This is a genomic window from Phyllobacterium sp. 1468, assembly GCF_031455525.1.
Classification (GTDB): domain Bacteria; phylum Pseudomonadota; class Alphaproteobacteria; order Rhizobiales; family Rhizobiaceae; genus Phyllobacterium.
Genome location: NZ_JAVDSX010000002.1, coordinates 542,676 through 565,919 on the forward strand (window position 1 = coordinate 542,676; position 23,244 = coordinate 565,919).

The window sequence follows — 23,244 nt, forward strand, 5'->3', positions numbered from 1 at the left end:
GGTTTGACCCGCCGGTTTTTTTGGCACAGACTTTTAGACCTCAGAGGTCCTCGATTTCGCGGCGGACCCTTTTCAGGATTTCGCGCAGCTGATCTGCTTTTTCCGCAGTCAGTGCGCCGCTGCGAATCTTGGAGCGAAGCGCGAAACTCAATGCATGCATCTCGTCGCCAAGAGCGGCACCGTGTATCTCGCCGGAAGCGTTGTCTAGCTGAGCGTTGATCTTATCCAACTCGGCCCGGTTCTGCTCGAGATAGGACAGCCCTTGGTCTGTGATTGTATAGAGCCGCTTGTTGCCGGTCGTGGTGGAGGTGACAAGATCTGTTTCTTCCATCATCTGCAACATCGGGTAGATCGCACCGGCACTTGGACTGTAGGCCCCCTGGAATTTCGCCTCTAGTGCCTTGATGACGTCGTAACCGTGACGCGGTTCTTCCGCGATCAAGCCGAGAACGACAAGGCGCAATGCGCCCGGATCGAACATGCGTGGTCCGCGCCCGCCAAATGGGCCGCCTCGATGCCGCCCAAACGGACCTCCGCGTCCGCGTCCGCCAAAGCGACCGCCGCCGTCTTGCGATCCTGACATTGCCTCAACGCGCGACCAGTGATCGCCGCCATGGCTGTGGTGATTTCTACAATGACCGTACATGGAATTTCTCCTAGTTATATCTTTCATGAGTTATATCTACGCAAAGATATATCTTTAAGCAAGACAAAGATATATCTTTTAATGCAGGTTCCGTCTAAGAGATTGAATTAGCTTCTGTATTTTTTTGGAGGGCCCGTCAGCCCTTCGCAAAAGCCTTCATATGAAAACGCATCTGCGGCGCGCTATACGCATATTCGCGTCCCACAGGACAGGCACGGCGCGCCAAACAACCGCAATTCAGGCACTCACTTCCCTCTCCGGAAGCAAGATGGGAACGGCAACGGACGAAATCATATCCGTCGCGGGAAAAAGCATTCACTGGGCAGGCCGAAAGGCATGGCTTGTCCCGGCAATCGTCGCAGGGATGATCTTGCGGACCACCGCCAGCAAAATCCAATGCGCGATCGAATAGCAACGCCCCGCGAAAGGCCTGCCAAAGCCCGTATTGTGGATGGATCAGTATTCCGAGTGGAGAAGGGCGCAGTCCCTCAGCGCGCATCGCCCATTGTTGAAACGGCAGATAGGGCCGATCGGAGGGAAACACGGCTATTGCTCCGAATTTCATTGCAACGGCACTCAGAACATCCTTCGACCATTGATCGAGCGGATCCTGGGAATCCGCGTGTTCCTGCCACCACCGCGCGAAATGCGGCCAAATGGCCGATCCGAAGTGGCCAACCAAGACAATGCTTCGAAAATACCCACCTCGAATCAGAGGCGAAGGAGCGTTCTCTTCGTCGAAAACGAAACCGCCGCGCGGGACCAAACCATATGGCTCCAGCGCGGCGGCGATTTGATTGGGAATCAGGTTTTCACGATCATCCCGCATCTGAACCCTTTACCGCAGAGGCCCAGACTTCCTGGTGGATCAGATCGGCCACTTTAGCCCGGCCGTCTTCGGGCTTCTTTCAGGTGAAAGCGTCGGGCATGGACGCCTTCTTCTTGGCGATGAACTCCTTGAGAGACTCGTCGATGGCCGGGTCGAGATACGGCGCCTCATATGTTTCCAGCCAGCGGCGAGCAAGTTCATTAGCGCGCTGATCCGCCCGCTTTTCGCCTTCTGCCAGCCATTGCTCGTACGAATTGTTATCTGCAATATTCGACCGATAGAATGCCGTTTGGAAGTTCGCCTGCGTGTGGTCACAACCTAGATAGTGACTACCAGGACCAACTTGCCGGATGGCATCCATCGCCTGACCGTTCTCGGAAAGGTCGACGCCTTGGGCGATCTTCTGGGCCATGCCGAGCTGATCGATATCCATCATGAATTTTTCATAGGAAGATACCAGACCGCCTTCAAGCCAGCCCGCCCCATGCAGCACGAAATTCGTGCCCGCAAGAAGCGTCGAATTCAATGTATTGGCGCTCTCATAAGCTGCCTGGGCATCGGAAACCTTGGAAGCACACAGTGAACCACCCGTCCGGAAAGGCAATCCGCAGCGGCGTGCCAGTTGCGCGGCACCATAGGAAACCAATGATGGTTCGGGCGTACCAAAAGTTGGCGCACCTGACTGCATGGAGATCGACGACGCGAATGTGCCGAAAATAACGGGGGCGCCCGGCCGGATCAGCTGAGTGAAAGACGCACCCGCAAGAACCTCAGCCAGGACCTGTGTGAGCGTACCAGCCACCGTCACGGGGCTCATGGCGCCGGCAAGAATGAACGGCGTGACGATGCAAGCCTGATTGTTGCGTGCATAGACCTTCAACGCACCCAGCATCGTCTCGTCGAACACCATGGGAGAATTTGCATTGATCAGACTGGTTAAAACAGTGTTCTGGTCGAGATAGTCCTCGCCAAAGATAAGCTTGCACATGGAAATCGTATCTTCTGCACGTTCGGGTGCGGTGACAGATCCCATGAAAGGCTTGTCGGAATATTTGATATGCGCATACACCATATCGAGGTGGCGTTTGTTGACGGGTACATCCACCGGTTCGCATACCGTACCGCCGGAATGATGAATAGACGGCGCCATATAAGCCAGCTTGACGAAATTATTGAAATCTTCGATCGTCGCGTAGCGGCGAACGCCCTCGAGATCGCGAACGAAAGGCGGCCCATAGACCGGTGCAAAAACGGTAGCATCACCGCCAATCTGGACGGAACGCTCCGGATTGCGCGCATTCTGTGTGTAGATCGGCGGAGCAGTCTTCAGCAAAGAACGTGGCAGGCCCTTCGGGAAATGGACGCGCTCGCCCTTGACGTCGGCACCCGCTTCTTTCCATAGCGCCAGTGCTTCCGCATCGTCGCGAAACTCGATGCCAATCTCTTCAAGCACCGTATCGGCGTTCGCTTCAATTATCGCCAAACCTTCTTCGTCCAACACTTCGAAGGTTCGTATCTTGCGCGTTATATAAGTCAGCGACTTACCAGGACCGCCACCCGAACGCGCGGCACGGCGTGCGGCTGCACCCGCGCCAGCGCCGCGGCCGCGACGTCCACTGCTTGTCTCTGCTTCTGCAGGCGCATCGACTGACGTTTCCTCAACCATTTTCTGTCTCCTCAGTGCTTCACAAGCACAGACTTCTTCTTAAGCAGGTCAAATCTAAACGTGGCACCAGCGAGAGCGTTTCCGTGTGCGGCACCGGGTGGCGCATCGGAGACAAACTGCCGGTCGTTTTCGTCATTTACTAGGTCGCATTTAAGCGATGCGTTTTCAGCAACTTGCCCGATATGTTAAAGAAACACCAGTTATGTTAGTGACATTGCATAACGCTTGAGAGGAAGCATAAAAATGGCCGATGATGAAATCATTCTTTCGGAGCTTTCTGACGATGAACTCGTCGAGCAAATGCATGACGATCTTTATGACGGCCTGAAGGAGGAAATCGAGGAAGGGACCAACATTCTGCTTGAACGCGGTTGGGCGCCCTACAAGGTTCTGACCGAAGCTTTGGTCGAGGGCATGCGCATCGTTGGAGAAGACTTCCGCGACGGCATTCTTTTCGTACCTGAAGTACTGCTCTCAGCCAATGCGATGAAGGCCGGCATGTTTATCCTGCGTCCTCTCCTTGCTGCAACCGGTGCACCGAAGCAAGGCAAGCTGGTCATCGGAACGGTCAAAGGTGACATTCATGACATCGGAAAAAATCTGGTCGGCATGATGATGGAAGGTGCCGGCTTCGATGTCATAGACCTTGGAATCAACAATCCGGTCGAAAAGTATCTGGCGGCAATCGAAGAACACAAGCCCGACATTCTTGGCATGTCGGCACTACTCACGACCACCATGCCCTACATGAAAGTCGTCATCGATACCATGAAGGAAAAGGGCATCCGCGATGACTATATCGTCCTCGTGGGTGGTGCACCTCTCAACGAAGAGTTCGGCAAGGCCGTCGGCGCGGACGCCTATTGCCGCGATGCTGCGGTTGCTGTTGAGACCGCCAAAGCCTATATGAAACGCAAACACAATCAGCTTTCGGGAGCTTGATGGCGTGCAAAACGGCCGCATGAGCATGCGACCGTTTTGTTAGCAAGAAAATCAATAAACGGCTGAGGCCCAGACGGCCCTAAGCGTTAATTAATTGGCTGACTTTGCCACGCGATGACCAGCGTTCTGGGTCGCATTGACCGTATTGGCCGTATCTTGACCCATGCCGCGGATCGTATTGGCACAGCCGGCAAGTGCGACGACCGCAAGTACAGCGGCAATCGGAACGATATGTGATAGTTTCATGGACGGTATCTCCCGTTCTGCTAAAATTAAATCCAACGCTGGAACAACGCGATAGAGCGAGATCAGTTCCATGAATGCAAGCCGAAAGTCGACGAAGTCACCAGAGATTGTGCGGGTCATCGCGTGCGGGATGATCGCGCGTGAAATCCTGACGATCCGCGAACAATTTGGCCTCGAGCACATTGATCTCAAATGCCTCCCCGCGATTTATCACCACTATCCGGAAAAGATTGCGCCATCGGTAGATCGCGCAATTGTCAAAGCCAAAGCAGAAGGCATAACACGCATATTTGTCGGCTATGCCGATTGCGGCACGGGTGGCATGCTTGACCGCGTCTGTGAGAAACATGGAGTCGAACGTATCGCCGGCCCGCATTGCTTTTCATTCTATGCCGGCAACGAAGCCTTCTCCTCGCAGTGGGACGACGACATGACGTCGTTTTTCATGACGGATTTCCTCGCCCGCCATTTCGAAGCGTTCATGGTCAAACCGCTGGGACTGGATCGGCACCCGGAACTGCGCGACATGTATTTTGGCAACTACACCAAGATGATCTACATGGCGCAGACTGATGATCCAAGGTTGAGCGCGAAGGCCGAGCGAGCGGCAGCTTTTCTTGGCCTCGCCTACGAGCGGCGCCTGACGGGGTATGGTGATCTCGTTCCCGCCTTGACCTCGGCTGCGGCTCCCGATTAGATTCTCTCTCCCGGTCGCCATCAGATGAACGACCTCTTCATCCTGTATGCCTGAATACCAATGAAAGGGATGTCATTCACTATGCTTCGCGCTGGATTAGCCATGATTATCCTTATTGCTTGGACAACTGTCACCCAAGCAGACGGTGCGATAACGCGGATTATCACAAAGTCTGATCAAGCGAAGCTCGACAAGTATGAAGAGACGATGCGCACGGCTGTCGATGAAGCAGAAAAAGGCGGAACTCCAACCGACGTTAAATGGCTGAAGGAAACTCTGGACAAACCCCACCTGCCCTTTAGCGAAGATTTCGATATGACTGGCGCATGGAAATGCCGAATGGCAAAACTTGGCAACGAACCGGCGCTGGTTATCTACAGCTGGTTCAACTGCCGTATCACCGACGACGGGTCAGGCTGGATGCTCGAAAAAACGAGCGGTTCACAACGCACGAAGGGACGCTTCTATACAGAGAGCGACAATCGTCTCACCTATCTTGGTGTTGGCTTCATCGCAGGCGAAAAATCCAGGAACTACAGCGCAGGTCCCGACGTTGATCAGGTAGGATACGCATACCGCACAGCAAACGACGAGTTTCGAATTGAGTTTCCTGCACCGGTCCGCGAATCGCTGATGGATATACTCGAACTGAAGCGCTGAGGTATTTCGTCATTGTAATGTTACTTGCCTCGCGCCATATGCGTCAAAATGTGAACAAAGACGAGAAGATGGCCGTAATCGACGCAGAAGAAAAGAACAAGCCAAACCGTGTCCCTGTACGTTTGACGCCAGACAATGACCCGCGGCCGCTCTCCCAGGTCTTCAGGGATTTGTCTCTTGCCGCCACAGCCCCAGTATCTTTTGACGAGCTCGAAGACGCCTTTACAGATCGCAGTTTTGCCGCGCTTCTCACATTTTTTGCTATTTTGAATCTCATTCCGCTGCCGCCAGGCACCGGGGTCATTACCGGAATTCCACTTGTGCTCGTTTCGGTTCAAATGGTGATGGGGCGTGAATCTGTTTGGCTGCCAACTTTCATGCGAGCGAAAACCATTTCCCCGGACCGGTTCCGTTTGATATCGGCCAACGTCGTTCCGTGGCTAGAATGGCTCGAGAAGTTCATCCGGCCGCGCAATTGGCCGTTTGGCCGCAAGCAGGGTGATCGCTGGCTTGGTGCGTTTACCACCATTCTTGGTCTGTCAGTGGTTTTGCCGATGCCACTGTCCAACTGGCTGCCCGCTTTGGCAACCGCGATTATAGGCATCGCACTCTGCGAGCGTGACGGCAGATTGATGTTGGGCGGACTGATACTCGGTGTTGTATCCATCGGCATTGTCACGGGCTTTGCCTTTGTTGCCGCCAGCGTCTTTTCCTATCTCATGACCTACTGGCCATTCTGAACCAAATCGTTGTCGCAAAAACACCAATGCCGCACGTCGCATTTGAGTGGGCACGCGTCGTGAGATAGCAAGCTTAACCCCTGATTTTCCGGCAAAAGGGTCCCCATCGGAGGATGAATTGCATGGCTGATCTCATTGTCGTTTATTGGCGGGATATTCCCGCTCAAGTGACCGTCAAAAAGGGACGCCAGGCAGCCAAGCGCGAGCTTCCGATTCGTTTCACCGAGGCCATCGACATGTGCGCGATGCGTATTGGTGCGAAAGACTCCGATGCCTATCTGGCGGAGTGGCGCCGCGGCACCCCGGTGCCTGTGAGTGATGATCTGGAGACCGAGGCGGACAGCGCCCTCGCCCGCATTGACAATGAATATGATCGGGAACGCCTTGTGGCGCTCGTAAAGGCAGGTGGACATGAGCATTCATGAATTCAAAGCGAAGTCGCAGCAGGATCAAATGACCAAGATCGCAGCATCCATTGAAGTCGCGGCTCGCCAGGCTATCGAATCCCAGGATTTGCCGGGGTTATTCCCTGCAGGCACTCGGGTTTACATCACCGATATGGGTACCGACAGCGTCGATACGCTGACGGCGGCTGCCAAGCGCATTCATGAGCTTGGTTATAAGCCGGTCCCGCATTTCGCTTCACGCCGTCTGTCGACCAAAGCAGCGCTCGAGACCCGTATCCGCCGAGCCGCGCAGGAAGCTGGTGTGACCGATGTCCTCGTTATTGGTGGCGGCTTGGAGCGTCAGGCCGGCGAATTCTCTTCGACGATGGAAGTTTTGGAGACTGGTTTCTTCGACAAATATGGCATCACCGAAATGGGCGTTGCCGGCCATCCCGAAGGCAGCCCGGAGTTTTCCGAAGCCGTTGCGATTGAAGCTCTGCGTTTGAAGAAGAACTTCGGCGAACGCACGGGTGCAAAGCTGCGTGTTGTCACCCAGTTCGGTTTCGATGCTGACCGCTTTATCCGCTATTCGGAATCGCTGCGCCAGCATGGCGTCGACCTTCCCGTGCATCTCGGTGTTGCCGGCCCTGCCAAGATCACGACGCTGATCAAATATGCAGCCATGTGCGGTGTTGGCAATTCGATCAGCTTCCTCAAGAAGAACGCCCTGTCGCTGACAGCGCTCGCCACAAGCCACTCACCGGAAGGTGTTGTTGGTCCCATCGAACAGCACGTTTTGGCTAACCCGGCATCTGTCATCAAGCAAATTCATATCTTCCCGTTCGGTGGATTGAAGAAGTCGTCTGAATGGCTTGTCGATCGCGGCTCATGGAATCTGAACACCGCACACTATTCTACAAACGCAGTCGCGAACTAAGGATGCTTGCATGACCCGTACGATCGTTGCTTCGGCGACCAGAGAAATAATCATCGGATTTGATCAGCCTTTCTGCGTCATCGGCGAGCGGATCAATCCGACCGGTCGCAAGAAACTGGCCGCCGAAATGATCACGGGCAATTTCGATACGGTCATCAAGGATGCTTTGGAGCAGGTCGCTGCAGGCGCGACGATGCTGGACGTCAACGCCGGTGTTACTGCGGTGGATCCCAACGCCACGGAGCCGGGCCTCCTGGTTCAGACGCTTGAAATCGTTCAGAATCTGGTCGATGTCCCCTTATCGATCGACAGTTCGGTAAGCGCCGCCATCGAGGCGGCATTGAAAGTCGCCAAGGGCCGTCCATTGGTCAACTCCGTGACGGGTGAAGAGGAGAAGCTTGAAGCTATTCTCCCGCTCATCAAGAAGTACAATGTTCCAGTCGTTGCCATTTCCAACGACGAGACGGGTATTTCCATGGACCCGGATGTTCGTTTCGCCGTTGCCAAAAAGATCGTACAGCGTGCCGCGGATTTCGGCATCCCGGCGCACGACATCGTTGTTGATCCACTCGTCATGCCAATCGGAGCGCTTGGCGATGCCGGTCGTCAGGTTTTTGCCCTACTCCGCCGCCTGCGCGAAGAATTGAAGGTTAACACCACCTGCGGCCTTTCGAACATTTCCTTCGGCCTCCCCCACCGTCATGGCATAAACGCCGGGTTTATTCCTATGGTTATTGGTGCGGGCATGACCTCGGCGATCATGAATCCTTGCCGCCCCCAGGAAATGGAAGCGGTTCATGCCGCGAACGTTCTCAACGGCACAGACGCCAATTGCACCTATTGGATCAAGAAATATCGCGATCACCAGCCGGCAGCAGCAGGAGCAGCGGCTCCTGTGTCTGTTCCTGCAGATTCGGCTGGCGGCGGGCGCCGTCGTGGCGGACGCGAGGCGCGGCGCGGCGCCGCAGGCTGACGGTTTGCGTTACGCAAACTGACCAGCATAGAAAGGCGGGAGGCATCTAAACTGCCCCTCGCCTGAAAGTTTTGGAGTATCGATCGTGAACGCACCCGTCAAAACACCAGAGGCGTCGGCAAAAGAAGCGCTCGTACTCTTCATGCCATCGGGTAAGCGCGGACGTTTCGCCGTCGGTACACCCATTTTGGAGGCCGCACGTACCCTTGGCGTGTACGTTGAGAGCGTCTGCGGCGGTCGTGCAACCTGTGGACGCTGCCAGGTCGAAGTGCAGGAAGGCAGTTTTGCCAAGCACAAGATCGTCTCCTCGCTCGACCACATATCCCCCAGAGGTCCGAAGGAGGATCGTTATGACCGGGTCCGCGGCCTGCCCGCAGGGCGCCGTCTCTCCTGTTCCGCCACGATACAGGGCGATCTCGTCGTTGATGTACCCCAGGATGTCCAGGTCAACGCGCAGGTGATCCGCAAAGCCGCCACTGACCGCGTTATCGAGCGCAATGCGGCGGTGCAGCTTTGCTATGTCGAGGTCGAGGAACCCGATATGCACAAACCTCTGGGCGATCTCGATCGCCTGAAAGCCGTGCTGGAAAAAGACTGGGGCTGGAAGAATCTGCTCATCGCACCGCATCTGATCCCCGAGGTTCAGGGCATTTTGCGCAAGGGCAACTGGGGCGTGACCGCCGCCATCCACCGTGACATGGATTCCTCGCGGCCCTTTATCATCGGTTTGTACCCTGGTCTGAAGAACGAAGCCTACGGCATAGCATGCGACATCGGCTCAACAACCATCGCTATGCATCTGGTTTCGTTGCTGTCTGGCCGCATCGTCGCATCCTCCGGCACATCGAACCCGCAAATCCGCTTTGGCGAAGACCTGATGAGTCGGGTTTCCTACGTGATGATGAATCCCGACGGGCGCGAGGCAATGACCAAGGCTGTCCGCGAGGCAGTCAACAAGCTCATCGGCAAGGTGTGCGCGGAAGGCAATGTCGACCGGCACGATATCTTCGACTGTGTCTTCGTCGGCAATCCGATCATGCATCATCTGTTCCTCGGCATCGATCCGACCGAACTTGGCCAGGCACCCTTCGCGCTTGCCGTCTCTGGGCCGCTGCAGTACTGGGCGCACGAGATCGATATCGAGGTCGCCCACGGTGCCCGCCTCTATATGCTGCCCTGCATTGCCGGCCACGTCGGTGCCGATGCAGCGGGCGCAACGCTGTCGGAAGGGCCGTACCGGCAAGACAAGATGATGCTGCTCGTTGATGTCGGCACCAACGCCGAGATCGTGCTCGGCAACAGAACCCGCGTGGTCGCCGCTTCCTCCCCGACGGGCCCTGCTTTTGAAGGCGCCGAAATTTCGTCAGGACAACGCGCTGCCCCAGGCGCTATCGAGCGTGTTCGCATAGACCCCCAGACCCTCGAACCGAAGTTCCGTGTCATTGGCGTTGACAAGTGGTCCGACGAGGAAGGTTTCGACGAAGCCGCCAAGACGACTGGGGTCACGGGCATCTGCGGCTCGGCGATCATCGAAGTGGTCGCGGAAATGTATCTTGCCGGCGTCATTTCAGAAGACGGTGTCGTCGATGGTACGATGGCCGAGCGCAGCCCGCGCATCATCGCTAATGGGCGCACCTTCTCCTACCTCCTGCGTGACGGTGAACCGCGCATTACCGTCACGCAGAACGATATCCGTGCCATACAACTCGCCAAGGCGGCCCTTTATGCCGGTGTGAAGCTGCTGATGGAAAAGCAGGGCGTCGACACGGTCGACACGATTCGCTTTGCGGGCGCCTTCGGCTCTTTCATCGATCCTAAATATGCCATGGTACTCGGCCTCATTCCCGACTGCGAGTTGTCCGAAGTGAAGGCTGTGGGCAATGCGGCGGGTACGGGCGCGCTGATGGCGTTGCTTAACCGCAACCATCGTCGCGAGATAGAAATAGAAGTCGCCAACATCGAGAAGATAGAGACTGCACTGGAGCCGAATTTCCAGCAACTCTTCGTGAACGCCATGGCAATGCCGAACAAGATCGACCCGTTCCCCAAACTGTCGCAGGCCGTAACGCTGCCCCCACGCAAGAATGTCAGCGAGGATGGCGTCGCTGGCGATGCAACTCCACGTCGCAGGGCACGCGAAGAACGCGCAGCACGGCGTAATCGCGATTAACTTTGTCCGGCTGGCAAATTCCGCTATCAACATCCATGATTGATTCCGGAAACAACATGCCATGATAGCCTGCTTTGACATTGGCGGTTCTGCCATCAAGGGCGCAATCGCCTACTCGCCTGAAGATATAAGGCCGCTACCGAAAATCCCGACGCCGCTGAACGATTTTGATGCGTTTGCGTCAGCCATCGAAAAGATCGCGGCGGATGGAGGCGCTGACCACAGGAGCTTGATATCGATTTCCATCGCGGGGGTGGTTGATTCCGATTCGGGCAAGATAACTTGCGCCAATATTCCATGCATTCATGGCCGTCCATTGGTTGCCGATCTCAGCGAGAAGCTGCAAAGGCCAGTACGGGTCGCCAATGACGCCGATTGCTTCGCACTCTCTGAGGCAGTCGTCGGCGCTGGACGTGCACACCGCGTCGTCTTCGGTGTCATCCTCGGCACCGGTGTCGGTGGTGGCATCATTATCGATGGCAAGATTCATGAGGGGGCTGGCGGCTTTGCCGGCGAATGGGGCCACGGCCCGGTTTCGGCCACGCTTGCGGGTAATCCGCCCGTCGCCATTCCGCGCTATGCCTGCGGCTGCGGCCAGGTCGGTTGCGTTGATGCGGTCGGCGCTGCGCGTGGCTTGGAAAGGCTGCACGCTCACCTGCATGGTGTTGATTTGCCAAGCACAGCGATTATAGCGGCATGGAACGCCGGTGACGCAGCCGCTGAACGTACTATTGAAGTCTATATCGATATCGTCAGCGGCCCGCTCGCGATGACGATCAACATTGTTGGCGCATCTATCGTGCCCGTTGGCGGGGGACTTGCCAATTCTGTGGAGCTCATCAAGCGCCTGGATGAGGCAGTTCGAGCACGTATTCTGCGGAAAACCGATAAACCACTGGTTATTCCTGCAGAATTGAAGATCGAACCCGGTCTGATCGGTGCTGGCGTTCTTGGGTTGATGGAAATCTCAAAATGAGCATCCTTTTGGAAATCTGCGTGGACAGCCCCGCCAGTCTGGCAGCCGCTATCACGGGAGGCGCCGACCGCATTGAACTCTGTTCAGCGCTGGAGCTAGGCGGTTTGACGCCGACACCGGGACTGATCGGACAGGCTGCTGTCTCCCCCATTCCCGTTTACGCCATGATCCGTCCTCGTCCGGGCAATTTCGTTTTTGATGAAGGCGACATTGACGCAATGCTGCGCGAGATCGATGTGATGCGCTCCGCTGGACTTGCTGGTGTGGTTTTCGGCGCCAACCTCCCCGATGGCCAGCTGGACCATACGACGCTCGAACGCCTCATCAGGCAATGCGGCGGTCTTGGTGTTACGCTGCATCGCGCATTCGATCTCGTCCCCGATCTTTCTGAGGCCGTCAATATGGCGATCGAGCTCGGATTTGAGCGAATCTTGACTTCGGGACGATCACTGACCGCGCTTGATGGGATCGACGACCTGGAAGCAACATTCGAACTTGCGGCGGGCCGAATCAAGATCATGCCCGGTTCCGGTGTCAACATTGGCAATATCGGTGCTCTGCGGGACCGCATTCCGCTTGAAGAAATCCACTCATCTTGCGCATCGGCCGTGCCCGTGCTGAGCGAAGAAGCAAAGCGGCTCGGCTTCGAAAGTGCGTCACAGAAGCAGACCAGTTTTGAGCTCGTCAGGGCATTGAAACAGTATTGCGCTAGCAGATAAGAGACCTTTGGGAATTCGGCCTGATCAACTGCTATGGTTTCGAGAACCGAAGCGCAGCGGACTTATTTGTCCGTGAGCATGGCAAGCGCAGACAATCGCATCAGATGGTCGTCAGATGGATTGGCAAAGGTCTCTAGCAGCTAAGCTTGCCCGTCCGCTCATATCCCTCGAAATAAACCCGCAGATGCTGCGCGACAGCTTTGACATGCGCACCCGCGTTTTTCGCAACAAGCATGCCGAGCCTGGATTCGCCGAGCGGTGGCAAACCGTGCTCGGCGCCGAGCTGTACCATGTTGTCTTCCAAAAGGAATTTCGAAAAAGGTGCAACGGCAAGATCAGCGACGATTGCCGCACGCTGCCCCATCGTATGGGCACTCATATAGGCAACGCGATATTCACGGCCTGCACTTTCCAGCGCACTGATCGCGTTGGCGCGCCAGATGCACCCCTCTTCCCACATTGAAAGCGGCAGTGGGTTGCGCTCATGTGCCGTCCCACATTTGGCGCCGGCCCAGATGATCTCCTCGGTCATGAGAACCTCTATGTCATCCATCTTGGCCAGTGTCTCATTGACATTGACCAAAGTGACGTCGAGACGCTGCTCATCAAGGCGTTTGCGCAGACTATTGCTTTGGTCGATGACCACATCGACGGTTACATCCGGATGAGATTCCGCAAAGCGCTTCAAGACAAACGGAAGTACCCGCTCGCCGACATCGTCTGGCGCACCGAGCCGCACGACACCGGAAACCGTCGGAGCTATAAATTTCGCCACTGTCTCGCGATTGAGCGCCAGCATGCGCCTTGCGTAACCAAGGAGAACCTCGCCGCTTGGTGTCAGTTTAACCGAACGTGCATCCCGTTCCAGCAGCACGTGGCCTAAGGTCTCCTCCAGCTTTTTGATCTGCATGGAAACAGCCGACGGGGTACGAAACACGGCATTTGCAGCGCTCGAGAAACTGCCTGTTTCGGCAATCATTGCAAAGGTACGCAACACATCCAGGTCGAGGATCGGAATGGGATGATGCATCGGGGCTGACATGGCGCATTCTCCTTCATCAATTTTTCTGAAACATAGTGTTTCGTAATTCCGTTTGATTGAACATCAACTTGGAGCGATAGTCAAGTTGATCGAGGGACATCACGCACAATGATGCTCTTGTTGAAAAAAGGAGAAGGAAAATGAGCACTTGCAATAACCTATATCACAGCGATACGAGAAGTTTCGCCGAACGGCTTGCAGTCTATGTCGCGCATTACACGACTCATTTGGCCGCACGAATCAGAACCGCCCGCGATGTTTTTGTCCGGGAACGCCGCCTACGCGCTACGGAAATGGCACTTGACGGCTTGCCGGAAAATATGCGTTGCGACATCGGCTGGCCAGATCTCTATGAGCGCCAAGTCACCGAATGCAATCAGCTGAAGAACTCGCGGTCGTAAAATCATGAAGCAATCAACTTAAGGGAGCAGATAACGGTCTATCTGCTCCCTTTTATCATATGTGATACCTGCGCTTTTGCGACACAGGTTTACGCCCTTCCATTTAGAATAATTCTATGGTTCTATCTGAAAAAAAGCTCTAGAGACCACGCCCGTAAGTTGAAGTTGTTACTTCAGTTGCGACATGGCCTTAAAGCCAGATACGGGAACCTGGAATTACCATGGATCACATTGGTCTCAATAAGCGCTCATTCGTTTTCTTTCTCGTGCCGAATTTCTCGATGATCGCGTTTGCGACAGCCATCGAGCCACTGCGCATCGCAAACCGGATGCTAGGATATGAAGCCTATCGCTGGCGTCTTGCCTCTGTTGATGCGAAGCCTGTCACGGCCTCGAACGGTGTGGAATGCGCCGCGAACACATCACTGGAAGACGAGAGGCGGTATCTGACCGGCGAGGAAAGACCATCCATGGTCTTTGTGTGCGCCGGTATTCACGTCGAGAAATTCCACAACAAATCAGTCTTTGCCTGGCTTCGCGAAGAATTCAACCGCGGCGTCGCTGTTGGCGGGCTCTGCACCGGGGCGCATATTCTCGCAGCGGCAGGACTCCTTTCTGGCAAGCGGTGCGCGATCCATTGGGAGAATCTCCCGGGTTTTGCTGAGGCCTTTCCAAAGGCCGATGTATACGCCGACCTGTTCGAGGTTGACGGCAACATCTACACCTGCGCCGGCGGGACCGCCGCGCTCGACATGATGCTCAAGCTCATCGGCGATGATTTCGGCGACAATATCGTCAATCGTGTCTGTGAACAGGCACTGACCGATCGCGTGCGCAGCCCGCACGACCGTCAGCGACTGCCGTTGCGCGCACGTCTCGGCGTGCAGAATTCCAAGGTTTTGACAATAATCGAATTGATGGAAGCACGGCTTTCCGAGCCATTGTCCTTGATCGAGATTGCCGACCATGTTGGCCTCTCCCGTCGCCAGATCGAGCGACTGTTCCGCCAGGAAATGGGGCGCTCGCCAGCCCGCTACTATCTGGAGATCCGTTTGGACCGTGCCCGGCATCTGTTGATTCAATCGTCAATGCCGATCGTAGAGGTGGCAGTTGCGTGCGGATTTGTATCGGCATCGCATTTTTCCAAATGCTACCGCGAACTTTACGGCCGTTCGCCGCAGCAGGAACGCGCTGACCGCAAGCAGTTGATTGCAGCGTAGCTCATCTCGATTCCCAGTCCTGCATCCGCCGTTGCCATATTCGCTCGCCTGAAAGGCAATCGATTTGCGGCTTGTCCTGGGCCAGGACCAGCGGCAACGTCTGTGACGGCAGCCAATCTGCCTTCTGCATGGCAGGAGTATCGCCCGCCAGCTCCAATACCAGTTTCCGGCGAACGGCCTCCGGAAACTGATCCCAGGAATTAACTGGAACCATGAAAGCACCTGGTCCTCCGATAACGCAGCTGCTGTAATAGAGATCGAGGTCCTTCACGGCCCAGTCGGAGTAGAAGTCCCCACGCGTCATCAACGGCAACCCGTTGATCGTAATGCCCTTGGCAATCGCTTGATCACGAGCGTCAGCCACTGGGCGACCATTGTTGTTCGCGCCGTCGCCTGAAATATCGATAACTCGTCGCGACGCCTTGAAGCCATTGTTGTCGAAAAGAGTACTGGAAAAATCGATAGCCCCGGAGATCGATGTCCGACTTTGCGTCGCGGGTATAGGCTGATCGAGCGCATCCGCAAGTTTTTCCGCAGAGTCGGCGCCATCAACCAGCGTCCAGGGAACGATGATTCGTTGTACGTTCGATCCGGCCCACTCCACATAAGTAATGGCTACACGACCGTGAATACCGTCGCGAATGGCATCGACGACCTCCTTGCGTCGGAGCGCAGCGACGTAACCGTCGCGCTGGATCTTCTGCTCGAAGGTTTCCATGGATCGGGATGCGTCGACGGCCAGAACCAACTCGACATCAACCTCGGTATCCGCTGCTTGTGCACGCGTTGAAAAACTGGCCAACAAAGCTGCCAGTGACAGAAAACTACAAAGAGTCTTCATACGCGATGACATGCATGAAGTGTAACTCAAATCGCAGGAACGCAAAGCGACTTCCAGCGCGATCACATTCTGTTGAACAAAGGCACCGAAGCAAAAAATGGCGCCCTTTTGGCGCCATTTTTCAAAATCAGTTTTCGACAGGTCTAGGCCTTCAGGCGCTCATTTTCGGTATCAAACGGCGATTCCGGAATCACGATCGCATTGTGTGTCTTTCCCAATATCTTGATCTCGACCTGAGTGCCGAGAGCAGAGTATTCAGGCTTTACCATCGCAAGTGCTATGCTTTTACCGAGGCGCCAGCCAAAGCCGCCATGAGTGGCACGGCCAACAAGTTCACCTTTCACATATATCGGTTCGCTGCCGCGCGCATCGACATCCGATACACCCGGAACGAGCACTTCGAGCGTCACGAAATTCCATTTCAACCCGTTTTCACGCGCCTTGACCACAGCATCGCGGCCGATGAAATCTCCCTTGTTGGGATGAACGAAGCGATCAAGACCGCTTTCAAACGCATTGTATTCGATAGACAATTCGCGCGGGATCAAGCGATATGACTTTTCTATCGCCATCGCCGTCATTGCACGGATACCGAAAGGCTTGATACCGAATTCAGCGCCAGCTTCGAGCAACAGATCATAGATAGTGCTCTGCTGTTCAATCGGATGGTGCAGTTCCCAGCCAAGCTCCCCAACGAAATTGACGCGCAATGCATGCGCCGTTGCAGTACCGACGCTGATCTCTTTGCCGGAAAGCCACGGAAACGCCTCATTGGACAAATCGGCACGCGTTAGTTTCTCCAGAACCTGGCGGCTCTTGGGTCCCGCCAGTACGAGAACGCCATACATCTGCGTAATAGGACGCAAGGTGACCGAGCCATCGTCCGGCAGCAGCTTGTGCAGATAATCGTGGTCGTGATTTTCGTAAGCCCCCGCCGAGACAAGATAGAATTTCCCGGGGGACCACTCGTAGACGGTGAATTCCGAACGAACCCCGCCAAGCGGCGTCAAGAGATGGCAAAGCGCGATGCGGCCCTGCTTTTTCGGAATGCGATTAGCCAAAATCGAGTCGAGCCACGCCCGGGCACCTGATCCGGACACTTCCATCTTGGCGAAAGCCGACATGTCGAGAAGTCCGACATTGTTCGTCACATTTTTGATCTCGTGACCGACATGTTCGAAATAGTTGGAGCGGCGGAAGGACCAGAGCTCCTTGACCTTGCCGTCGGCATCAGGCTTCGGATGGTTGTGATTCATCAACACATCCGGCTTGTCGAGTTTGGCAACGTCAAGCCCGTAACCTTGCGGTGCGAACCAATTGGCGCGCTCCCAGCCATAAACAGTCCCGAACACGGCACCGAGTTGCTTCTGGCGATCATAGGAAGGCGAACGCTTTAACGGCCGGGCAGCACCTCGCTCCTCGTCTGGATAATGGACCGAGAAGACCTCGGCATAGGCCTCTTCATTCTTTTCTTTAAGGTACCCCTCGGTCGCGTAAGGACCGAAACGGCGTGGATCGACGCCCATCATGTCGATAGACGGTTCTCCTTCGACGATCCATTCGGCCAGCTGCCAACCGGCACCGCCAGCAGCGGTGACGCCAAAGGAGTGCCCTTCATTCAACCAGAAGTTCTTTAGGCGCGGCGCAGGTCCAATGATGGGCGAGCCATCGGGGGTATAGGCGATGGCGCCATTGTAAACCTTCTTGATACCGACTTCACCAAATGCCGGGACGCGCGCGATCGCAGTTTCGATATGCGGTTCGAGGCGGTCGAGGTCTTCCTGGAACAGTTCATATTCGCTGGCATCCGAGGGGCCGTCCACGTAACAGACGGGCGCGCCCCGCTCATATGGTCCGAGCAGCAAGCCGCCATTTTCCTCACGCATATACCAGGAACTGTCGCTTTCGCGTAAAACACCCATTTCGGGCAGGCCTTTTGCCTTCCGCTCGAGAATTGCCGGGTGTGGCTCGGTCACGATATACTGATGTTCGACGGGAATAACCGGCACATCGAGGCCGACCATTTTGCCGGTCTTGCGGGCAAAGTTGCCGGTTGCGGACACCACATGTTCCGCGGTGATGTCACCCTTGTCGGTCTTTACCAGCCATTGGCCGGACGGCAATTGTTCGATGCCAAGCACGGTCGTATAGCGGTATATGGTTGCGCCGCGATCGCGCGCACCCTTGGCAAGCGCCTGCGTGAGATCCGCCGGCTGGATATAACCGTCTTCCGGATGCTGGATTGCGCCAATAATGCCGTCCATCTCCGCAAGCGGCCAGATTTCCTTGACCTGCTCGGGTGTCAGGAGTTTCACCGGAACGCCGATCGTTTCTGCCACGCCCGCATAATACATGTATTCGTCCCAGCGATCCTTCGTGCGAGCAAGGCGAATATTGCTGCAATTGGTGAAGCCGACATTCATGCCGGTCTCTTCTTGCAGCTCTTGATAGAATTTGACCGAATATTTATGAATCTGGCCAACCGAATAGCTCATATTGAACAAGGGCAAAAGTCCGGCAGCATGCCAGGTTGAACCGGATGTCAGTTCCTTGCGCTCAATCAGGACAACATCGCTCCAGCCTTTCTTGGCCAGATGATAGAGTGTCGATACACCGACTACCCCACCGCCGATAACGACAACACGCGCCTCAGTCTTCATTTCACTTTGTCCTTTGGTATCGATCGATGGCCGGAACGGCTCCCACAATTTTTTGCACTATGGCGTTTCGCATGTCCATCGCTAAGGCCTGTTTGCGACATGGCGAAAACACGCCGCGACGCCAGCTAAACGGGGCGTATTTTATAGGAGCATTCGACAAATTCCGGGAGGCGTTTAACGCAATGTGGAGGATTAAAGCTCTAAGGATAGGGTCACGCGCGGAACCTGAGTCGAAGTCTAATGCCGGATATTTCCAGAAGCTCCACCAGCACCTCAGCACAAATGTTCTCACCATTGGTGTTGCTCGCGCTTGTTCTGGTGGTCCTTGTTGTTCTCTTGTCACTGCCCTTGGTCATCCCAATCGGTCCGATGTATTGGGATACCTATATCTATCTCGATGCAGCCCAGCGCATAAGACTCGGCCAAGTGCCGGCTGTGGATTTTCTCGCACCCGTCGGCGCCCTCGAATACTATCAGTTCTACTGGCTTCAGAAACTTTTCCCCGGCGGGCAACCTACGTTGATTGCACAATGGTCCGTGCTGATTTCTGCCGCACCTTTGATGGCAATCATTATTGCCGAAATTGACAAGGAGAGCCGAAAGGTCGCCTTCGCGATCCTTCTTCCATTTCTTGTTTTTGCGCTGTGCCCGACCAATACACAGAGCTTTCATTCCTATCCCGGCGTCAATGGTTTCGGCATTTACAATCGCCACACCTCCTTGCTGCTCTATGTCCTTGTCAGCGCACTCGTATTCTTGCCAGACAGCCGAAAGCTCGCCCTCATCGCAGCAATATCGATGCTTGCATTGTTCTTCACCAAGATAACCGGCTTTTTGGCAGGCGGGTTGATCGGTCTCTATGCGATCCTCTCGGGCCGTCTCCGGTGGCGCCATGTATTGCTGGCATTGTCCGTCTTCACCGTCGCTCTTCTGATACTCGAGTTCAATCATGGAATGGTGTCTGCCTATGTCGAGAGCATCGCAGCGCTGGTCAGTATGAATGAGAGCCTGCTTCTGCCTCGCTTCTTGACTGTTTTTTCAATCAAACTCGACGTCATCCTTGCGGCGGCAGGTCTGATACTTTTCCTGTTCTGGCTGGATTGGCGTCCCCTTGCGGACCGTTGGCGCACGCTGCGCCAAAAACCGGCAACAGCGAATATCGCGGCGCTGCTCGATCGCGATTGGCTGTGGATCGGGATTACGCTGGTCGCGGGCATATTCCTTGAGACGCAGAATACCGGCAGCCAGGAATTCATCTTCCTCTGGCCGGTTCTTCTCGCCGCGCTGCGCAGAACACCGGAATTGCCCGAAAGACGCCGGCTCATAGTCTATTGTCTGGTAGGGTTTACCGCGATCCCGACGATCACCAAGATTATGCAGGGCACCCTACGCTTTGTCGCTGTGGCGCCGACCTATGTGGACGCGCCGGTCAGTGATGTAAAAACGATGGGCCTCGTTTCTACCCGCAAGGATATCATGGAACGGGTGAACCTGCTGGAATCCCACTACGCTTCCAATGCCGGGGCCTACCGCCAACTGGCGGAGGCGGGACAACTGCCGAGCTGGCAGCTCTATTCTGAACTTGACTACCAGATGTTCTGGGTGGTCTCCGCCGATCGCGCTGTCAAAGCGCTCAAGCAGTTCGAGAGCACGAATGGTGTCCATTTGAACAGTTTGATGACGCTCGATTTCGTCAATCCGTTTCCATGGATACTCGATCGCGACGCAACCCGAAATGTTCAGATTGGTGCCGACCCCTTCCGCACCGTCGGTGTTCTTACAGAAGCGGAAGAAACCTCTCTGCGCCAGACGGACGGCGTTCTGCGCCCGTCCTGCCCGACAACCAGCGCGCGGCTTTCCCTGCAGCGTATCTATGAAAAAGCCTTGGTAGACCGGATTGTCGTGAAGCTTGATGATTGCTGGGATCTGCTGCTGAGGCCAGGGATAAAACTTTCCGGCCAATCCTGACAGCAGCAAGCCGGACCAATTCCCGGCTCTTTACGTAGAATTCTGGACTTACTTTACCTGAGCTTTGACGAAGTCTTTGACAATACGAACGATACCGCGGGAGAGAACTTCATCGAGCGCCTCGATGAAGGCGTCCACATGTTCGCGGCCGCAAATGAGTGGCGGCTCTAGGCGGATAACATTTCGATTGTACTCGGTAAATGCGACCAGCACTCCATGATCGCGCAAGAGGTGACTGCCGATAAAGCCCGGAAGCGATCCCTTCAGCTTGTCATCCAGCACAGCAAGCACGGGGCGCAACACCATTGGAACCGTCTTGGAGAAATCGTGAAATTCGAGACCGACCATCAGGCCCTTGCCACGTACGTCCTTGATCATCGTCGGATATTTGACTTTCAGCTCTTCGAGCTTTTGCAACAGATAGTCGCCAGTTGCTGCAGCGTTATCGATCAGGTGCTCGTCGTAAAGAATGTTCATCGCTTCTATTGAAGTGACACAGGCCTCGCCAATCCCGCCAAATGTGGCCATGGCGTGGATCATAGCCGTCTTTGGCGTGCCATAGGCTTTCATATAAACTTCGCGCCGGGCGATCATCGCGCCGACAGCCGCCTTGCCGCCGCCCAACGATTTGGCCAAGGCGGTCACATCGGGCACAACGCCGGCATGTTCGAAAGCATAAAACCGGCCCGAGCGCCCAAAGCCGCACTGGACCTCATCGGCAACCCAAAGCACGCCATACCGATCGCACAGCGCGCGCAGCTTTTGCCAGTACTCTTTCGGCGCTTGAATGATGCCGCCACCGCCCTGAATGGTTTCCAGCACAATGACACCGATTTCAGGATCGGAGCGGAAAGCACTCTCAACGGCGTCAATATCGCCAAAAGGAACACGAACCGTATTTTCCACCAGTTTGAATTCACCGCGATAAAGCCCTCCATCGGTAATGGAAAGAACACCCTTGGTTTTGCCGTGGAATGAATTCTCGGCGTAAACAATCTTGGTTTTTTTTGGGCCGGCGGCGCGCTCGGCGACCTTCAGCGCCGCTTCCATTGCCTCTGATCCGGACGATCCAAGGAATACCATATCCAGATCGCCGGGTGAGCAAGCGGCAAGGTTGTGTGCCAAGGCGGACGCGTATTGCGACATGAAGGCAATTGCTATTTCCTGACGCTGTTCATCCTGGAACTTCTTTCGCGCCCCGACAATCCGCGGGTGGTTATGGCCGAAAGCAAGAGAACCGAAGCCGCCAAAGAAATCGAGAATGGCGCGGCCGTTTTGATCGTAATAGTACATGCCTTCCGCGCGGTCGATTTTCACCTTGTGAAAACCGAGAAGCTTCATGAAATGCAGCTGGCCTGGATTGAGATGTTTGGTGAAAAGCTCGGTCATGCGCGGCAGCGTCATGGCCTTGGCTTCTTCGACCGTGAGCAGATCTGGCTTTCCTATGAGTCCCTGGACCGCCTCGTGCTGTGCTGTAACCTTGTTCATCGCCATTCCCCGTTATTCCGCCGCTATCGACGATGGTTGCTGCACGGCTCGGCCGTCTTTGATATTGCGATATTCCTTATATGCTGCAATCAGCATATCCTCATCGCGATATTGCGGTACCCAGCCCAGCTGACGCTCCGCTTTCGACACGTCGAGTACGCACATTTCGTCCGCAATCAGATATTGTTCCGGATCCATGATCGGCTTGTTCATCCAGTCGAAGAAGTCCAGTGTGCGTTTTACCGCCCAGGCGGGCGTTGGTAGCAGGATCGATCTCGATCCCGCGAATTTCACAAGATCGCCGAGCAATTTGCGGACGGGCGGTGGGTTCAGTGAGCCGAGGTTGTATGCCTCGTTTGGCACGCCAGCCTTCCATGCCGCACGTGCCGCTTCGGCACAATCGAACACCGAAATGAACTGATAAGGGTTCTTGCCGGAGCCAATCATGGGTACCGGCAGGTTGTAGTCCACCAATTTGAACAACTTTTCGAGGATACCAAGCCGGCCCGGGCCAATGATCAGGCGTGGGCGGAACAGGGAGATATTCATTCCGCGCATGCGCCATTCTGCGGCCAGTTCCTCGGTTTTCAGTTTCGACATGCCATACTCGCCAAGCGGCGCCGCCGGGTGGTCTTCGGTCTGGGGCCAGACATAGGTGTGGCCATAGATCATGTCGGTGGTATAGTGTACGAGCTTCCTGGCACCCGCCGTGTCCATCGCCTTGATAATGTTCTCGGTACCGAAGTAATTGACCGGAAAGAAGAAATCATGCCGTTTCGCCCGCACCTGCAACGGCGAAAGCATCTTGGCTGACAGGTTGTAGATCATGTCGTCGGCCTTGATCCCGACCGCGGCGATGGAATTCGGTTCGGTCACATCGCATTTGACGAAGTGTACATCGCCATAGTGGGAAAGATCGCTCTTGGCGATGTCCGCCACAACGACTTCCTCTCCCGCGGCAATCAGCTTGGGAGCCAGATGCCGCCCGACGAAACCGTCGCCTCCAAAAATAACGTGTCTCATTTACCCGAACTCAC

The 23,244-nt window shown here is 55.4% G+C and carries 21 protein-coding genes; 13 read left to right on the plus strand and 8 right to left on the minus strand.

Going from position 1 to position 23,244, the window contains the following annotated elements:
- Positions 1-40 precede the first annotated feature (40 nt).
- Both J2X72_RS08065 and J2X72_RS08070 read right to left on the minus strand, forming a co-directional pair.
- Positions 41-646, minus strand: coding sequence for a PadR family transcriptional regulator (locus J2X72_RS08065; RefSeq protein ID WP_310070508.1), 606 nt, complete (start codon positions 644-646; stop codon positions 41-43).
- Positions 647-1,554: 908 nt separating this feature from the next.
- Positions 1,555-3,141 carry a trimethylamine methyltransferase family protein gene (locus J2X72_RS08070; RefSeq protein WP_310070510.1) on the minus strand — a complete coding sequence of 529 codons (1,587 nt, stop codon included), beginning with the start codon at positions 3,139-3,141 and terminating at the stop codon, positions 1,555-1,557.
- 243 nt (positions 3,142-3,384) lie between these two features.
- Between J2X72_RS08070 and J2X72_RS08075 the strand changes: the two genes are divergently transcribed.
- A complete protein-coding gene (locus J2X72_RS08075) occupies positions 3,385-4,083 on the plus strand; it encodes a B12-binding domain-containing protein (protein WP_310070512.1) in 699 nt (232 codons plus the stop codon).
- Positions 4,084-4,173: 90 nt separating this feature from the next.
- Here J2X72_RS08075 and J2X72_RS08080 read toward each other — a convergent pair whose 3' ends face one another.
- Positions 4,174-4,329 (minus strand): entericidin, encoded by a 156-nt coding sequence (locus J2X72_RS08080; RefSeq protein ID WP_210000754.1) that lies wholly within the window; start codon positions 4,327-4,329, stop codon positions 4,174-4,176.
- A 70-nt stretch (positions 4,330-4,399) separates the two neighbouring features.
- On the opposite strand from J2X72_RS08080, the gene J2X72_RS08085 reads away from it, so the two are divergent.
- The 9 genes from J2X72_RS08085 (at position 4,400) to J2X72_RS08125 (ending at position 12,587) form a co-directional block, all read left to right on the plus strand.
- Positions 4,400-5,026, plus strand: a complete 627-nt coding sequence (locus J2X72_RS08085; RefSeq protein WP_310070516.1) for a DUF1638 domain-containing protein — start codon at positions 4,400-4,402, stop codon at positions 5,024-5,026.
- 102 nt (positions 5,027-5,128) lie between these two features.
- Positions 5,129-5,686, plus strand: a complete 558-nt coding sequence (locus J2X72_RS08090; RefSeq protein ID WP_310070519.1) for a DUF4893 domain-containing protein — start codon at positions 5,129-5,131, stop codon at positions 5,684-5,686.
- Between the two features lie 68 nt (positions 5,687-5,754).
- Positions 5,755-6,426: an exopolysaccharide biosynthesis protein gene (locus J2X72_RS08095; RefSeq protein ID WP_210000748.1), complete on the plus strand. Its 672-nt coding sequence runs from the start codon at positions 5,755-5,757 to the stop codon at positions 6,424-6,426.
- Between the two features lie 122 nt (positions 6,427-6,548).
- The gene (locus tag J2X72_RS08100; RefSeq protein WP_183662365.1) at positions 6,549-6,851 is read left to right on the plus strand and encodes a virulence factor; all 303 of its coding nucleotides are present in this window, start codon (positions 6,549-6,551) and stop codon (positions 6,849-6,851) included.
- 28 nt (positions 6,852-6,879) lie between these two features.
- Positions 6,880-7,749 (plus strand): methylenetetrahydrofolate reductase, encoded by an 870-nt coding sequence (locus J2X72_RS08105; protein WP_210000743.1) that lies wholly within the window; start codon positions 6,880-6,882, stop codon positions 7,747-7,749.
- Positions 7,750-7,759: 10 nt separating this feature from the next.
- Positions 7,760-8,722 (plus strand): methyltetrahydrofolate cobalamin methyltransferase, encoded by a 963-nt coding sequence (locus J2X72_RS08110; RefSeq protein WP_310070525.1) that lies wholly within the window; start codon positions 7,760-7,762, stop codon positions 8,720-8,722.
- A gap of 142 nt (positions 8,723-8,864) precedes the next feature.
- Positions 8,865-10,892: an ASKHA domain-containing protein gene (locus tag J2X72_RS08115; RefSeq protein ID WP_310071044.1), complete on the plus strand. Its 2,028-nt coding sequence runs from the start codon at positions 8,865-8,867 to the stop codon at positions 10,890-10,892.
- Positions 10,893-10,953: 61 nt separating this feature from the next.
- On the plus strand, positions 10,954-11,868 hold the full coding sequence (locus J2X72_RS08120; protein ID WP_310070527.1) for an ROK family protein: 915 nt from the start codon (positions 10,954-10,956) through the stop codon (positions 11,866-11,868).
- A complete protein-coding gene (locus tag J2X72_RS08125; RefSeq protein WP_310070530.1) occupies positions 11,865-12,587 on the plus strand; it encodes a copper homeostasis protein CutC in 723 nt (240 codons plus the stop codon). Before J2X72_RS08120 ends, J2X72_RS08125 begins: the two co-directional genes overlap by 4 nt.
- Positions 12,588-12,720: 133 nt before the next feature.
- On the opposite strand, the gene J2X72_RS08130 is transcribed toward J2X72_RS08125, so the two are convergent.
- The gene (locus J2X72_RS08130; protein ID WP_112528708.1) at positions 12,721-13,629 is read right to left on the minus strand and encodes a LysR family transcriptional regulator; all 909 of its coding nucleotides are present in this window, start codon (positions 13,627-13,629) and stop codon (positions 12,721-12,723) included.
- 140 nt (positions 13,630-13,769) lie between these two features.
- On the opposite strand from J2X72_RS08130, the gene J2X72_RS08135 reads away from it, so the two are divergent.
- Both J2X72_RS08135 and J2X72_RS08140 read left to right on the plus strand, forming a co-directional pair.
- Positions 13,770-14,030 carry a hypothetical protein gene (locus J2X72_RS08135; RefSeq protein WP_310070534.1) on the plus strand — a complete coding sequence of 87 codons (261 nt, stop codon included), beginning with the start codon at positions 13,770-13,772 and terminating at the stop codon, positions 14,028-14,030.
- Positions 14,031-14,251: 221 nt separating this feature from the next.
- Positions 14,252-15,250, plus strand: a complete 999-nt coding sequence (locus tag J2X72_RS08140; RefSeq protein ID WP_112528712.1) for a GlxA family transcriptional regulator — start codon at positions 14,252-14,254, stop codon at positions 15,248-15,250.
- A gap of 1 nt (position 15,251) precedes the next feature.
- On the opposite strand, the gene J2X72_RS08145 is transcribed toward J2X72_RS08140, so the two are convergent.
- Both J2X72_RS08145 and J2X72_RS08150 read right to left on the minus strand, forming a co-directional pair.
- Positions 15,252-16,052: a DUF1194 domain-containing protein gene (locus J2X72_RS08145; protein ID WP_310070541.1), complete on the minus strand. Its 801-nt coding sequence runs from the start codon at positions 16,050-16,052 to the stop codon at positions 15,252-15,254.
- A 182-nt stretch (positions 16,053-16,234) separates the two neighbouring features.
- Positions 16,235-18,751, minus strand: coding sequence for an FAD-dependent oxidoreductase (locus J2X72_RS08150; RefSeq protein ID WP_310070543.1), 2,517 nt, complete (start codon positions 18,749-18,751; stop codon positions 16,235-16,237).
- A 282-nt stretch (positions 18,752-19,033) separates the two neighbouring features.
- On the opposite strand from J2X72_RS08150, the gene J2X72_RS08155 reads away from it, so the two are divergent.
- Entirely contained in the window at positions 19,034-20,719 is a 1,686-nt protein-coding gene (locus J2X72_RS08155) for a hypothetical protein (RefSeq protein WP_310070546.1), read from the plus strand.
- 48 nt (positions 20,720-20,767) lie between these two features.
- On the opposite strand, the gene J2X72_RS08160 is transcribed toward J2X72_RS08155, so the two are convergent.
- Together J2X72_RS08160 and J2X72_RS08165 are read right to left on the minus strand one after the other, a co-directional pair.
- Complete coding sequence (locus J2X72_RS08160; RefSeq protein ID WP_310070549.1) at positions 20,768-22,207, minus strand: aspartate aminotransferase family protein; 1,440 nt, start codon at positions 22,205-22,207, stop codon at positions 20,768-20,770.
- 12 nt (positions 22,208-22,219) lie between these two features.
- A complete protein-coding gene (locus J2X72_RS08165; RefSeq protein ID WP_310070552.1) occupies positions 22,220-23,230 on the minus strand; it encodes an NAD(P)-dependent oxidoreductase in 1,011 nt (336 codons plus the stop codon).
- Between the last annotated feature and the right edge of the window lie 14 nt (positions 23,231-23,244).

Bases quoted from the DNA above. Each gene is read 5' to 3' on its own strand.
- J2X72_RS08065 (WP_310070508.1), bottom strand. From the start codon at position 646: ATGTACGGTCATTGTAGAAATCACCACAGCCATGGCGGCGATCACTGG.
- J2X72_RS08070 (WP_310070510.1), bottom strand. From the start codon at position 3,141: ATGGTTGAGGAAACGTCAGTCGATGCGCCTGCAGAAGCAGAGACAAGC.
- J2X72_RS08075 (WP_310070512.1), top strand. From the start codon at position 3,385: ATGGCCGATGATGAAATCATTCTTTCGGAGCTTTCTGACGATGAACTC.
- J2X72_RS08080 (WP_210000754.1), bottom strand. From the start codon at position 4,329: ATGAAACTATCACATATCGTTCCGATTGCCGCTGTACTTGCGGTCGTC.
- J2X72_RS08085 (WP_310070516.1), top strand. From the start codon at position 4,400: ATGAATGCAAGCCGAAAGTCGACGAAGTCACCAGAGATTGTGCGGGTC.
- J2X72_RS08090 (WP_310070519.1), top strand. From the start codon at position 5,129: ATGATTATCCTTATTGCTTGGACAACTGTCACCCAAGCAGACGGTGCG.
- J2X72_RS08095 (WP_210000748.1), top strand. From the start codon at position 5,755: ATGGCCGTAATCGACGCAGAAGAAAAGAACAAGCCAAACCGTGTCCCT.
- J2X72_RS08100 (WP_183662365.1), top strand. From the start codon at position 6,549: ATGGCTGATCTCATTGTCGTTTATTGGCGGGATATTCCCGCTCAAGTG.
- J2X72_RS08105 (WP_210000743.1), top strand. From the start codon at position 6,880: ATGACCAAGATCGCAGCATCCATTGAAGTCGCGGCTCGCCAGGCTATC.
- J2X72_RS08110 (WP_310070525.1), top strand. From the start codon at position 7,760: ATGACCCGTACGATCGTTGCTTCGGCGACCAGAGAAATAATCATCGGA.
- J2X72_RS08115 (WP_310071044.1), top strand. From the start codon at position 8,865: ATGCCATCGGGTAAGCGCGGACGTTTCGCCGTCGGTACACCCATTTTG.
- J2X72_RS08120 (WP_310070527.1), top strand. From the start codon at position 10,954: ATGATAGCCTGCTTTGACATTGGCGGTTCTGCCATCAAGGGCGCAATC.
- J2X72_RS08125 (WP_310070530.1), top strand. From the start codon at position 11,865: ATGAGCATCCTTTTGGAAATCTGCGTGGACAGCCCCGCCAGTCTGGCA.
- J2X72_RS08130 (WP_112528708.1), bottom strand. From the start codon at position 13,629: ATGTCAGCCCCGATGCATCATCCCATTCCGATCCTCGACCTGGATGTG.
- J2X72_RS08135 (WP_310070534.1), top strand. From the start codon at position 13,770: ATGAGCACTTGCAATAACCTATATCACAGCGATACGAGAAGTTTCGCC.
- J2X72_RS08140 (WP_112528712.1), top strand. From the start codon at position 14,252: ATGGATCACATTGGTCTCAATAAGCGCTCATTCGTTTTCTTTCTCGTG.
- J2X72_RS08150 (WP_310070543.1), bottom strand. From the start codon at position 18,751: ATGAAGACTGAGGCGCGTGTTGTCGTTATCGGCGGTGGGGTAGTCGGT.
- J2X72_RS08155 (WP_310070546.1), top strand. From the start codon at position 19,034: ATGTTCTCACCATTGGTGTTGCTCGCGCTTGTTCTGGTGGTCCTTGTT.
- J2X72_RS08160 (WP_310070549.1), bottom strand. From the start codon at position 22,207: ATGAACAAGGTTACAGCACAGCACGAGGCGGTCCAGGGACTCATAGGA.
- J2X72_RS08165 (WP_310070552.1), bottom strand. From the start codon at position 23,230: ATGAGACACGTTATTTTTGGAGGCGACGGTTTCGTCGGGCGGCATCTG.